This is a genomic window from Streptomyces ziwulingensis, from assembly GCF_039542605.1.
Lineage (GTDB): Bacteria > Actinomycetota > Actinomycetes > Streptomycetales > Streptomycetaceae > Streptomyces > Streptomyces ziwulingensis.
In genome coordinates, this window is record NZ_BAABIG010000039.1 from 133,620 (window position 1) to 147,329 (window position 13,710).

Here is a 13,710-nt window from a genome sequence, read left to right on the forward strand (position 1 = left end):
GGCCGTTGTGACACGCTGAGCGGCGCCTCCGGGTGCACTGAATCCCGATGTAGATTGACGATTCATGCTCAACGTTCAGGTCCTGGGGCCGATCGGTGCTGACCTCGACGGTGTTCCGGTCCACCTGGGAAGCCCCCGGCAGCGCGCGGTCCTCGCGGTCCTGCTGGCCGACGGCGGCCGCGTGGTCTCCGTCGACCGGCTCATCGACCGCCTGTGGCGGGGCCGGCCACCGGAGAAGGCGGCGGCCTCCCTGCACGTCTACGTCTCGAATCTGCGCCGCGCGCTCGAACCCGACCGGGCACCCCGCGCCCCGGCCGGTGTCCTGGTCAGCGTCCCGCCCGGGTACGCGGTACGGCTGCCCGAGGGCGCGGTCGACGCCTGGCGGTTCGAGGCGGCGGTACGCCGGGCCCGGACGGCGGCGCCGGCCGAGGCCCGGCGGCTGCTGGAGGAAGCACTCGGGTGGTGGCACGGAGCGGCGTACGGCGAGTGGGCCGACGAGGAGTGGGCGGAGGCCGAGGCGGCCCGTCTGGGCGAACTGCACGTCACGGCGAGAGAGTTGGCGATCGCCGCGACCCTGGCGACCGGCGCCCCGTGGGAGGCCGTGCCGACGGCCGAGGCGCTGGTGCGGGAGTACCCGCTGCGGGAGGAGGGCTGGCGGCTGCTGGCCCTCGGGCTGTGGGCCGGCGGGCGCCGCGCCGACGCGGTGGCCGTGCTGCGGCGCGCGACCGCCGTACTGACCGACGAACTGGGCCTGGGCCCCGGTGACGCCCTGGCCGCACTGGAGAAAGCCGTGCTGGCGGGGCGGACCGAGGTCCTGCGCGCGGCGGTACCGACGCTGCCCGCGCCGGGGCCGCCCGCACGGCCGGAGCCGGGACCGGACGGGCCGCTCCCCGGGCCCGGGGCCGCGCCGGTCGTCCTGCGGCCGGCCGACGAGCTGTTCGTGGGCCGCGACGACGAGTTGCGGGCCCTGGCCGAGGTGGCCCGCGACGCCCGGCGGGGCGGCGGCGTCGTCCTGGTGACCGGGGAGGCGGGCGCCGGCAAGTCGGCGCTGCTCGGCCGCTACCAGCGGCGGTTGCGGGAACAGGGCTGGACGGTGGTGGTCGGCCGCTGCCCCGAGTTCGACGGCGCCCCCTCCGCCTGGGCCTGGGCGGAGGCCCTCGGCGCGCTTGCCCGCCGGACGCCGCCCACCGACCCGGACGCGCTCGGCGCCCTGCTTCAGGAGGCGGGCCACGACGGTGACGGACCGGGTGCGGACGGGCGCCGAAGCGCCGGACCGAACGGACCGGAGGCCGGGGCGTCGGCCGGCCGGTTCCGGCTGCACCGGGCGTTCAGCACCTGGCTGCGCGAGGCCGCCGCGGACGCGCCGCTGGCGGTGATCCTCGACGACCTGCACCGGGCGGACGGCGAGACGCTGGCCCTGCTGGAGCGGACCGCCGAGCTGGCCGGCTCCCCGGTGCTGGCGATCGCCGCGTACCGTCCGGCCGACGCGGCGGACCGGCTGACCGGGACCCTCGCCGAACTCGCCCACCGCTCGCCGTACCGGCTGGCGCTCGGCGGACTGCCGCTGCCGGAGGTGGACACCCTGGTCAGGGCGGTGTGCGGGGAGCCGGTCGACGCCGGGACGGTGAGCACGCTCGCCGAACGCACCGGCGGCAACCCCTTCTACGTCCGGGAGAGCGCCCGGCTGCTGGCCAGCGAGGGTGCCCTGGTGGCGCTCTCCGAGGTGCCGCACGGCGTGCGCGACGTACTGCGACGACGGTTGCGGCAGCTCCCCGCGGCAGCGTTGGCCGTCCTGCAGCTCGCCTCCGTGGTGGGCCGCGAGACCGAGGTCGGGGTGCTCGTCGAGGCCGCGGACCCCGCCCGGCACGACGAGCACTCCGTGCTCGACGCCGTCGAGGCGGCCGTGGTGGGCGGGCTGCTGACCGAACCGGCGCCCGGCGTGGTCCGGTTCGCGCACGCGCTGGTCCGCGACACCCTCTACACCGACCTCGTCGGCGTACGCCGCGCTCGCCTGCACGCCCGGCTCGCCGAGGTGCTGCGGCGGCGTCGCCCGGACGACCTGGCGTCCCTCGCGCACCACTACGCCCGGGCCGCGAGCGCGCGGACCGCGACACTCGCCGTCGAGTACTCGCTGGGCGCGGCCGACCTGGCCGAGCGCCGCTACGCCCACGACATCGCGGTCGAACTGCTCACGCAGGCGATCGAGTCGTTCGCCCTGATACCGGCCGGCGCGGCCGACGGCCGGGCCGGCCGGCTGGTCGCCCTGTACGGCCGGCTGCTGCGCGCCGAGATACGCGCCGGGGCGGTCGTGTCGGCGCGGCACACCCGGCAGCGCGCCCTGGAGGCGGCCGAAGGCGTCGGTCACGACGAACTGGCCGCGGCCTCGCTCGGTGCCTGGATCGGGCCCGGACTGGCGCTGAGCGGACCGTGGGGCCTGGTCGAACCGGCGGTGGTCGACACGTTCATCGATCACGAGTTCGCCCGCGCCGACCGGGATCCGGCCGTCCTCGGCTTCCTGCCGTCCACCCGCGACCGGGGGACGGGGCCCGACCGCGAGGTGAGCCGGCGGCTGGCCGTCGCCCGCGCGATCGGCGATCCGCTGCTGCTGGCTTCCGCGTTGACCATGGCGTCGGTCCGCGCACCGGACAGGTTCCCGGACCGCCGCGAGGCGCTGGCGAACGAGCTGCGGGTGCTCGGGTACGCGCACGACCTGCCCGCCAATAGCTGGGTGCGGGAGCACATCGGGGCCATGGCCGCCGGGGCCCGCAACGACGTGGCACAAGTCCGCCGGCACACCGGGGAAGGGCGGGCCGTCGCCGTACGGCACCGGCTGGTGGAGGCGGAGACGATCAACCTGTCGAACCTGGCCATGCTGGCCCAGGTCGAGGGCCGCTTCGCCGAGGCCGAGGCCGGTTACACGGAGGTCCGGGAGCGGCTGCGCTCCCACGGGTCGCCGTCCGGCGACCTCATGCACGTCCTGGGCGTGACGACCGTACGGTTCGGGCAGGGCCGGCCCTGGGAGGCCGAACCGCTGCTGCGGTCCCTGCCCGCCGGAACCTCGCCCGTCGTCGGGCTGGCCCTCGGGGTCGTCCTCGCCCGCCGGGGCGAGCGCGAGCAGGCGTACGCGCTCGGCCGCCGCACGCCGACCGCGGTGCCCGTCGTCCCCGACCATCTGTACGGCATCGCCCTGTCCCTCCGCGCCGAGCTGGCCGCGCTGCTGGAGGACACGGTCACCGGGCAGGAGCTGGTCCCGCTGCTGCTGCCGCTGCGCGACCAGCTCGCCGGCGCCGCCGGTGTCTCCTTCGCCACCCGCCCGTTCGCCCAGTCGCTGGGCGAGCTGTACCGGCTGCTGGGCGACGAGACGCGGGCCCGGGAGCAGTTCGCGGCCGCCGAGGGCGTGGCACGGCGGTGGGGTTCGCCGCACCTGGTCGAGGCGGCCCGGGCGGCGGCGGACGGCGGGGTCGTACGGCGCTGACGTGACGGTGACCCGGATCAGTCCCGGTACCACTTCTGGTTCGACGCCCCGTTGCAGTCCCACAGTTGCAGCCGGGTGCCGTTGCCGGTGCCCTGGTCCGCGGCGTCCACGCACTTGCCGATCACGGTGTTGACCAGGTCGTTGGAGCCGTTGAGCTCGAACCGCTGGGCCCAGCCGCCGTTGCAGGTCGCCACCTGGACGGCCGCGCCGTTGGCCTGTGAGGTGTGGGCGATGTCCAGGCAGAGGCCCATCGAGCGGACGCTGCCGTCGGACTTGAAGACCCACTTCTGCCAGGCGTCGCCGTCGCATCCCCACAGGCGCAGCGGGGAGCCGTCCGACCCGTTGTGGTCGCTCACCTCGACGCACTTCGAGGAGCCGTAGCCGACGATCGTGTCCCCGGCCGCGGCGACCTGGGCGGCGGCAGTGGCGGAGGTGGACCGACCGGACGCGGGCTTCCGCGTCGCCGTGCCGCCGCCGCTCGCGGGAGGGTTCGCCTCGGTGCCGGACGCCGTGTCCGGGTGGGCGGTGTCCGACCCGGGGGAGGGCTTCCCCGCGCTGTCCGTGCTCTCGGCGGCGCCGGGCCGCGTTCCCTTCTTCCCCGGCGCCGGACGGCCACTGCCCGACGCCGACGCGGACGCGGACGCGGACCCGGACGGGGAGCCGGTGGGCTCCGCGGAGCCGCCCTCCGCGAGCTGCGGAACGGTACCGTCACCCACGGCCGCGGCGTGCGGACCGGGGGCGTCGTCATCGGGCAGCGCCATGAAGGCGACGCTGCCGAGACCCAGGACCAGCAGCGCGCAGGCGGCCACCGCGACGCCCACGACCCGCGCACCGGGCTCCGCCTTGGCCTCTCCGGTGTCCTCCGCGCCCCGCGCGCCTCCTCCGTCCTCCCTCGGCACCCGCGGCCGGAACAGCCCACCGGGACCACCGGCCGCGACCGCGGCTGCCGTCGTGGACGGAGATGTGCGGCCGGCACCGGACGTGTCCCCTGCCGGTGGCCCGGACGCCGCGGCCGACGCTCCGGCCGCGGGCTCGGTACCGGCCTCAAGGCTGGTTTCAGGGGCGACCGTGGCACCGGTCCCGGACGTACGCCCGGCTTCGGCTTCGGCTTCGGTGTCGGTGTCGGTGTCGGCGTCGGCTCCGGTCCGGGATGCGGACCCGGGGCCGGTCTCGGCACCGGCCCCGACCGGGTCCCCCGCCCCCGCCCCGGACCCGGACCCGCCCTCCGTCTCCCTCAGCCACGGCAGTGGTCGTTCCCAGACCGTCGGCTTCTCCGGCTGCCCTGCTGTGTGACCCATGTCCGCCTGCCCGTCTCCGCGCCCGATGTCCCCGGCGGGCGACTTTAGGGGGACGGAAAGCGGCGCCCGCCGGATGCCGCCGGCTCTGCCCCACCGGGCCGAAATCCCTTCCCCTGGGGGGCAGAACCCCAGACCCCCAGACCCCCAGATCCCCAGATCCCCAGATCCCCAGATCCCCAGACCCCCGGAAACCGCCGGCGGCTACAACGCTCCCGAGCGCAGCGCGAACGCGACCGCGTGGGCGCGGTTGCGCAGGCCGAGGCGGTTCATCATGACGCCGACGATGCTCTTGATGGTGCGCTCGGAGTAGTTCAGCTTCTGGGCGATCTCCGTCGTCTCCAGGCCCTCGGCCAGCAGCCGCAGCACGTCCACCTCGCGGGTCTCCAGACCGGACGCGGTCAGCCCGAGCGGTTGCAGGACGTCGCGCTGGATCTCCTGCAAGTGATCGACGAGCCGGCCCTGGACCAGGAGCGGCAGGGCGGCCCCGCCCTCGGCCACCGCGCTCACCGCCTCCACCACCCGGTCGTAGCCGCCGTCCTGACGCCATATCACCGCGCGCAGTCCATGGCGCATCGCCCGCATCAGATGGGCCTCTCCGATGTGCCCGGTGACCAGCACGATCCCCATGCCGGGCCGGCCCCGGCCGTCGGCCAGCGACTCCATCAGCAGCACGGTCTCCTCGGAGACGTCCTGCATGATCATGAGTGTCACGTCCGCCTGCCGGTGCTCCTCCTGGGGCAGTACCCGCAGCCCCGGGTACCGGCGCAGGCACCAGACGGCCCCCTCACCGGTGATCGGGTCACCGGCGAGGACTGCGATCGAGATCGTCCCCAACGTCCTTGCTTTCCTTCCCGGCGTGCACCGTTGTCCTGGATCGGGCAGGCGAGGATCGTCACCGGTCCGCCTTAACGCCGACTTGGCGTGCACTTGGAGGCTGCCCCTGCGGCCAGGTTTCGCTGTCCTCAGGGGCGGCCATCGGCCCGCCCGGCGCGGGCGCCGGCGACTTCCTGCCTACTCTCCCCGCGCGGGTCCGGTCGTGGATCCAGCCGCGGACCGTTCCGCCGGAATGCCGGGAAAGCAGAAAAGAGAGCACGTTGAGCACCGTCGTCGCCAAGCGCTCGCCGCGTGCCGAAGGGCCCCCGATGCCCGAGGGCCAGGTGGAACTGGCCGAGCCCCCGGTCCTCGGCGAACCGGCCACCGCCGACTTCGGCTCGGTGATGACGTACCTGCCGATGGGACTGGGCAGCGGGGCCATGGTGCTGATGTTCTCGGTCGGCGGCGGCGGTACGTCCATGTACATGATGACCGGGATGATGGGCATCGCCATGATCAGCATGACGCTGACCCAGATCGGCCGGCCCGGCGCGGAACGGCGCCGGCGGATGCGTGCCGAACGCCGGGACTACCTGCGCTACCTCGGCCAGAAGCGGGCGCAGGCCCGGCAGGCCGCCGACGGACAGCGGACCGCGCTGCTGTGGGACAACCCCGGGGCGTCCGACCTGTGGGCGCTCGCGGCCGGCCCCCGGCTGTGGGAGCGCCGGCCCGGACACGACGACTTCGCCAGGGTCCGGATCGGCCTGGGCACCCGGCGTGCCGCGCTGGAGTTCCTGCCGCCGGAAACCCGGCCGGTGGAGGATTTGGACCCGCTGTGCGCGGTTTCGCTGCGCCGGTTCACCAGGGCCCACCAGACCGTGCCGCTGTTGCCCGTGCCGGTCTCGCTGCAGCGCTTCACCAGTGTCGAGTTCACCGGTGAGACCGAGGAGGCGGTGGCACTGGCCCGCGCGATGCTCGCCCGGCTGGCGGTCTTCCACTCCCCGGACGAACTGCGCGTCGCGGTACTCGGGGACGAGCCCGCGCACCGCGCCTGGGACTGGCTCAAGTGGCTGCCGCACAACGCCCATCCGGCACAGGAGGACGGCGCGGGAGCGGTGCGGCTCGCCGCCGGCGACCACGACGCGCTGCTGGACCTGCTCGGGCCGGACGTCCGCGACCGCCCCGACCACGACCCCGCCTCCTCGCCCAGTGTGACCGAGCCGTTCACGGTGATCGTCGCGCAGGGCGTACCGCTGCCGGCCACCTCACGGCTGCTGGGGGCCGGGCTGCGCGGCGTGGTGCTGTTCGACCTGACCGGCGCGGTGCCCGGCGGCCCCAGGACGCTGCGGCTCACCGTCCGCGGCGGACGCGTCGACTTCCCGAGCGGCACCGAGAACGTCAGCGGGCGCGCCGACCGGCTCGGACCCGTCGAGGCCGAGACGCTGGCCCGGACGCTCGCTCCGATGCGTACCGGCGGCGGCGTCGACCTGGTCGACCGCCCGCTGGAGTCCGACTTCGACCTGGCCACCATGCTCGGCATCCGCGACGTCCGCACCTTCGACGTCGCGGCCAAGTGGCGGCCGCGGCTGGCCCAGGAGGCCCGGCTCAAGGTGCCGATCGGGGTCACCGAGGACGGCGAGATCGTCGAACTCGACCTCAAGGAGTCCGCGCAGGGCGGCATGGGCCCGCACGGCCTGCTGATCGGCGCCACCGGCTCCGGCAAGAGCGAACTCCTGCGCACCCTCGTCACGGCCCTGGCCGCCACCCACTCCTCGGAGATCCTCAACCTGGTCCTGGTGGACTTCAAGGGCGGCGCCACCTTCCTCAACATGGACCGGCTGCCGCACACCTCCGCCGTCATCACCAACCTCGCCGACGAACTCCCGCTCGTCGACCGCATGCGGGACTCCATCAACGGCGAGATGATCCGCCGCCAGGAACTGCTGCGGGAGTCGGGCCACGCCTCGCTCTTCGAGTACGAGAAGGCGCGCGCCGGCGGGGCGAGCACCCTCGCCCCGCTGCCCTCCCTGCTGATCATCGTCGACGAGTTCTCCGAACTGCTTGCCAGCAAACCGGAGTTCGTGGACCTGTTCGTCTCCATCGGACGGCTCGGGCGCAGCCTCGGCGTGCATCTGCTGCTGGCCTCCCAGCGGCTGGACGAGTCCCGTATCCACCGGGTCGAGGGCCACCTGTCGTACCGGCTGGCGCTGCGCACCTTCTCCTCGATGGAGTCGCGCAGCGTGATCGGCACCTCCAGCGCCTACGAGCTGCCGTCCGCCCCCGGCAACGGCTACCTCAAGGTCGACACCACCAACCTGGTCCGGTTCAAGGCCGCGTACGTCTCCGGACCCGCGCCCGCCCCGGCGGGCCCGGAGGAGGCGGAGCACCAGGCGAGCGCGGCCGTCCGCGAGGTGACCGCCTTCGGGCTGGAACGGCACGGCCCGCCCGCCGCGGCCCGGGAGGCGGAGGAGGCCGGCCGGCTGGTCTCGCTCGCCGAGGAGGCCCTGCGCGGCCCGGACCCCGGCCCGGAACCGGAGGCGGACGGCGGCGAGAGCGCCGAGGAGAGCCTGCTGGAGGTGTTCGCCGGCCGGCTGGAGGAGAGCGGCCCGCCCGCCCGGCAGGTCTGGCTCTCCCCGCTGTCCGAGTCGCCCGGCCTGGACCAACTGCTGCCCGGCATCGTGCCCGACCCGCGACGCGGCATGGGCGCCGCCGACCCCCGCGTCCAGGGCGCGCTGCGGGTCCCGCTGGGCATGGTGGACCGCCCGTTCGAGCAACTGCGGGAACTGCTGACCGCCGACCTGTCCGGCGCCGACGGCCACATCGGCCTGGTCGGCGCACCGCAGACCGGCAAGTCGACCCTGCTGCGCACCCTGATGCTGTCGCTGGCGCTGACCCACACGCCCCGGGAGGTCCAGTTCTACTGCCTGGACTTCGGCGGCGGCGGTCTGGTCTCCACCGCCGGTCTGCCGCACGTCGGCTCGGTGGCCACCCGGCTGGAACGCGACCGGGTGCTGCGCACCGTCGAGGAGCTGACCCAGATCCTGGAGACCCGCGAGCAGTCGTTCACGTCCCGCGGCCTGGAGTCGATGGCCGCCTACCGGGCGCTGCGCGCCGACGGCACGCTGGACGACCCGTTCGGCGACGTGTTCCTGATCGTCGACGGCTGGGCCACGCTCCGCCAGGACTTCGACGACCTGGAACGGCGGATCATGGAACTCGTCGCCCGGGGCCTGTCGTTCGGCCTGCACCTGGTCGCCTCCGCGGTGCGCTGGTCCGAAGTACGGCCCCGGCTGCGGGACCTGCTCGGCACCAAGCTCGAACTGCGGCTCGGCGACTCGATGGAGTCCGAGGTCGGCTCCCGCGCGGCGGCCGGCGTCCCGCACCGCCCCGGCCGCGGCCTGACCGCGTCGGGACACCACTTCCTGTCCGCGCTGCCCCGCCTCGACAGTTCCTCGCGCACCGACGACCTGACGGCCGCCACCAAGGCCGCGGTCGCCGAGATCGACACCTTCTGGACCGGCCCCCGGGCCCCCGGCGTACGCCTGCTGCCGACCCGGCTGGACGCCCGCCGGCTGCCGGCCCCCGCGGACACCCGCGACCTGAGGTTCTGCCTGGGCTGGGACGAGCACCGCCTCGCCCCCGTCTGGCACGACTTCGGCGCCACCCCGCACCTGCTGGTCTACGGCGACGGCGAGACCGGCAAGACCAACGCCCTGCGCCTGGCCATCCGCGCCATCACCGCCCGCTACCGCCCCGAGGAGGCCAGAATCCTGCTGGCCGACCCCGGACGCGGACTCCTCAAGGACGTCCCCGAGGAGTACCGGGTCGGCTACGTCGTCGACCACGACGCCCTCGGCAAGCTCGCCGACAGCGCCGCCGTCTCCGTGGCCAAACGGCAGCCCGGCGCCGACGTCACCCCGGAGCAACTGGAGCAGCGGGACTGGTGGACCGGCCCGCTGCTGTTCGTCCTCGTCGACGACTACGACCTGTTCGCCGGCGCGCCCGGCACACCCACCCCGATGATGCCGCTGGTGCCGCTGCTCGCCCAGGGCGCCCACATCGGGCTGCACCTGGTGGTGGCCCGCTCCACCTCCGGCGCCATGCGGTCCGTCATGGACCCGCTGATCCGCCGCATGTGGGAGCTGGGCAACCCGGCGCTGCTCTTCTCCTACCCCAAGGAGGAAGGCAAGTTCATCGGCGAGGCCAAGCCCCGCACCCTGCCCGCCGGCCGCGCCCAGCTCGTCACCCGGCGCACCGTCCAGCTCGTCCAGACCGGCCTGGTGCCGGCGGCGCCCGTCCCCACAGGAGCACGATGACCACCGCCGCACCCCTGCCCGTGCGGGCCACCGAGGTCTGCCGCGTCACCATCGAGGCACCGGACGGCCGGGCCGACCTCGCCGTGCCCGTCACCACCCCGTTCGCCGCCCTGCTGCCGGTACTGCTGCGCCACGCGGCCCGCCCCGGCCAGGAGGGCACCGGCTGGACCCTGCAACGGCTCGGCGAGGAACCCCTCGACCCCGAGGCGACCCCGGAGAGCGCCCGGCTGCGCGACGGCGACGTACTGCACCTGCGGCCCGCCGCCGCGGCGCTGCCCGCGCTGCACTTCGACGACGTCTCCGACGGCGTCGCGCACACCGTCGGCGCCGGACCGGGCCGTTGGCGCCCCGCACTCACCCGCGCCCTCGGTCTCGCCCTGGCCGGCCTGGCGCTGGCCGCGCTCGCCGCCGCGCTGCTCGGCGCGGGCCCCGGACCGCTCACCGCCGCCGCGGCCGCGGCGGTCGCCCTGGTGCTGGCCGCCGGGTGCGCGACGGCCGCCCGCGCGGGAGCCGACCGGGGCAGTGTCCTGGTCGCCGGCATCGGCGCGTTCGGTTTCGCCGCGCTGGCCGGGACGACCCTGCGCGAGGGCCCGTCCGGCCAGTTCGCCCCCGGCCCGGCCGGGGTGCTCGCGGGCGCCGGGTGCGTGGTCGTACTGGCCGGTCTGCTGCTCGCGCTGGGCGCGCTGCCCCTGGTCGTCCCCGGCACCGTGCTGCTCACGGCGGTCGCCGCCGCCATCGGCGCGGGACTCGCCGAGGCCACCGGACTGCACGGGGTGCAGGCCGCCGCGGTGGTCGCGGTGGGCCTGTTCCTGCTCGGGCACGTCGCCCCCCGGCTGGCCCTGCGCACGGCCCGGCTGCGGGTGGCCGCACTGCCGCACGACGCCGAGGAACTCCAGCGGGACATCGAACCCGAGCCCGGCGACACCGTGTCCGGCCGGGTCACCGTCGCCACCGCCTGCCTCGACGCGATCGGCATCTCCTCCGCGCTGGTGTGGGCGGTCGCCCTCTGGCTGCTCGCCGACCGCGAGCACGGCTGGGCCGGCTGGGTGCTGCCGCTCTCGCTCAGCCTGGCCGTCCTGCTCCGCGCGCGCGGCACCAACGGCACCCTCCAGCGGGTCCCGGCCGTACTGGCCGGCGCCTACGGCCTGGGGCTCCTGCTCATCGTCCGGGCCGCGCCCACCGGTCCCGGCGGCCGGGCCGCCGTCCTCGCGGTGCTGCTGGCCGCCGCGCTGCTGCTGCTCGTCGGCGCCTGGCGGCTGCCCCGCGCCCGGCTGCTGCCGCTGTGGGGGCACCTCGGCGACCTGCTGGAGATCGTCACGGCGATCGCCCTGCTGCCGCTGCTGTTCCAGGTGCTGCACGCGTACACGTACTTCCGCGGCCTCGCGGGCTAGGGGACGGCGACCGTGCAGACACGACGCGATCACGTGCAGGCCTACCAGTTCGCCATGGGCCGCCTCGCCTCCGCCCTGGTCAGCGGCGACCCCGGCCGGGGCGACAGCCCGACCCGGCGCTCCACGCTCGGCTCGGTCTTCGGCGTGGGCCTGCTGGTGCTGCTGTGCGCCGGGTTCGGGGTGTACGGACTGCTCTCGCCCGTCGCCGCGGACGGCTGGCGCGAGAACGGGGCGATCGTCGTGGAGGAGGAGACCGGCAACCGGTACGTGTACACGGGCGGCGAGCTGCGTCCCGTACGCAACCAGGCTTCCGCGCTGCTCATCGCGGGCGGGCGGACCGCGCCGGAGACGGTGTCCGCGGCCTCCCTCGCCGGCGTCCCGCACGGCACGCCCGTCGGCCTCCAGGGCGCGCCGGACACCGTGCCGGACGCGTCCGCGCTGGCCACCGGGGCGTGGGCGCGCTGTCTGCCCGGACCGGGCGCCGCCGGCCGGGGCCAGACTCTCGTGTTCGGCGGCCCCGCCGCCGCGCTCGCCGCTCTGCCCGCCGACCGGCAGGCACTGCTCAGCGGCCCCGGCGGCACCCGGTACCTGCTGCTGCGCGGCGTCAAGCACCCGGTGCCCGGCGACGCGACGCTGATCGCCCTCGGCCTGGACGACCAGACGTCCCTGACCGCCACCGCCGACTGGCTGGCCGCCGTCCCCACCGGCGCCGCGCTCGCCGCCCCCGAACTGTCCGGCGCGGGGGAGCCGGCCGGCCGGGTCGCCGGGCGGTCCGCGCGGGTCGGCCAGGTCTTCCGGACCGGCGCGGACGGCACCGAGCACCACTACGTGATGCGTTCCGACGGTCTCGCCCTCGTCAACGCCACCGAGTACGCCCTGCTCGCCGCCCGCCCCGGCGCACCGGCGCCGCGGCGGGTCGGACAGCCGGACATCGCCGCCGCCCCGGTGTCGGCGGACCGCGGCCCGACCGGCCGGGCACCGGACCTGACGGGCGTGCGCGCGGCGGCCGGCGACGGCACCGTCTGCCTGGAGGAACGCCCGGGCGGCCGGACCCGGATCACCGTGCGCGCGGCCGGCCGCGGCGGGGTCGTGCTGCCCGCCGGGGGCGGTGTGCTGGCCGTCCCGGACGGCGGCCGGACCGAGTACCTGATCACCGAGCAGGGCCTGAAGTACCGGATCGCCGACTCCGACGCCGTGCGGGCCCTCGGGCTCGGCGACAGCGGGCGCCGGCTCGCCCTGCCCGCGGCTGTCCTCGCCCTCGTCCCCGACGGTCCGGTGCTCAGCCGCGCCGCCGCGGCGAAGGGCTGAGTCCGGTGGGACGGCTCCGGTTGCGGTCGACGTCCGTCGGCGACGCCCTGCTGATCCACCCCAGGGGCCGGTTCGACGACCGGGCCGCCGCGTTCGCCGCCGGGCTGGCCGGCGACCCGCGGCACACCCTGGTCGTCGTGGACCTGCCCGCCGGCGCGCTCACCGCGGAGTGGGAGTCGGTGGCCCGGCTGCTCTCGTCCGCCCGCCTCGGCAGCCCGCGCCTGGTTCTCGGCCGGGAGACGGGGGAGGACATCCGTGCGGCCTGCCGCCTCATCGCCGGGCGGCTCGGCCGGGAGGTCCTCGCCGCCGACGGCGACCTGATCCCGACCGCCGCCGGCGGCCTGTTCGTGCCGGGCGACGACGGGGCCGCCTGGCTGCGGTTCCGGCCGGGCCGCGACCCCGAGCCCGCGGCACAGCGTTTCCCCAAGCCGCACTGGGAGTTCTCGGTGCCGGCCCGCACCCGTCCGGCCGGGCCCGGCACCGCGGTCGAACCGGTGCCCGCGGGCGTCTGGCTGCGCCACACCGGAGGGGACGCGCCGGGCGACCGTCACCGGGGCGCGGTCGAGGCCGAGCCCACCGACCCGGACCTCCTCCTGGTCGTCCTCGGCAGCCCCGGCGCCCCGCCGCTGCCCCCCGCCGACGTGGCCGCCTTCTGGGACACCGTGCTCCCCGGCGCCCGCCCGGCGGTCCGCTTCGTCCTGTACGGCGCGCTGGACACCCCCGCCGGCCGGCCACCGGTCCAGCTCCTCGCCGACACCGTGCGCCACCCGGTCGTCCTGTACGACGGCCTGCCCTCCACCGTTCCCGGTGGTGCCGCCGCTCCGGCCCGGTGGACCGGCCTGCCCACCGACCCGACCGCCCCGGCCCGGGCAGCCGTGGCGGGCGACGAGGGCGACGAGGGCGACACCGGGACCGCGGGCGCGGAGACCGGGCCCGGCCCCGGCCCCGGCCCCGGACCCGGGGGCGACGAGGCCGTACAGGTCGTACCGGACGAGTCGCCGGCCCGCACCCCGGACCCGGAGCCGGACCCGGAGCCGTCGCCGTCGGCGGCTCCGCTGCTCGGACCGACGCCCGCCCCCGCCCCCGCCCCCGCCCCCGCCCCCGCCCCC

The 13,710-nt window shown here is 76.1% G+C and carries 6 protein-coding genes and 1 pseudogene; 5 read left to right on the forward strand and 2 right to left on the reverse strand.

Going from position 1 to position 13,710, the window contains the following annotated elements; translation table 11 throughout:
* Positions 1-64 precede the first annotated feature (64 nt).
* Complete coding sequence (locus ABEB00_RS20315) at positions 65-3,475, forward strand: ATP-binding protein (RefSeq protein WP_345621307.1); 3,411 nt, start codon at positions 65-67, stop codon at positions 3,473-3,475.
* Positions 3,476-3,492: 17 nt separating this feature from the next.
* Here the strand turns inward: ABEB00_RS20315 and ABEB00_RS20320 are convergent, their stop codons facing one another.
* On the reverse strand, positions 3,493-4,374 hold the full coding sequence (locus ABEB00_RS20320) for a ricin-type beta-trefoil lectin domain protein (RefSeq protein ID WP_345621308.1): 882 nt from the start codon (positions 4,372-4,374) through the stop codon (positions 3,493-3,495).
* Between the two features lie 600 nt (positions 4,375-4,974).
* Positions 4,975-5,607: a response regulator transcription factor gene (locus tag ABEB00_RS20325; RefSeq protein ID WP_345621309.1), complete on the reverse strand. Its 633-nt coding sequence runs from the start codon at positions 5,605-5,607 to the stop codon at positions 4,975-4,977.
* 260 nt (positions 5,608-5,867) lie between these two features.
* Here ABEB00_RS20325 and eccCa point away from each other — a divergent pair, with 260 nt between their 5' ends.
* The 4 genes and pseudogenes from eccCa to ABEB00_RS20345 all read left to right on the forward strand — a co-directional run.
* Complete coding sequence (gene eccCa, locus ABEB00_RS20330; protein WP_345621310.1) at positions 5,868-9,902, forward strand: type VII secretion protein EccCa; 4,035 nt, start codon at positions 5,868-5,870, stop codon at positions 9,900-9,902.
* The gene (gene eccD, locus ABEB00_RS20335; protein ID WP_345621312.1) at positions 9,899-11,293 is read left to right on the forward strand and encodes a type VII secretion integral membrane protein EccD; all 1,395 of its coding nucleotides are present in this window, start codon (positions 9,899-9,901) and stop codon (positions 11,291-11,293) included. Before eccCa ends, eccD begins: the two co-directional genes overlap by 4 nt.
* A 12-nt stretch (positions 11,294-11,305) precedes the next feature.
* On the forward strand, positions 11,306-12,601 hold the full coding sequence (gene eccB, locus ABEB00_RS20340; protein ID WP_345621313.1) for a type VII secretion protein EccB: 1,296 nt from the start codon (positions 11,306-11,308) through the stop codon (positions 12,599-12,601).
* Between the two features lie 20 nt (positions 12,602-12,621).
* Positions 12,622-13,710 (forward strand): annotated as a pseudogene (locus ABEB00_RS20345) (hypothetical protein); the annotation flags it as partial.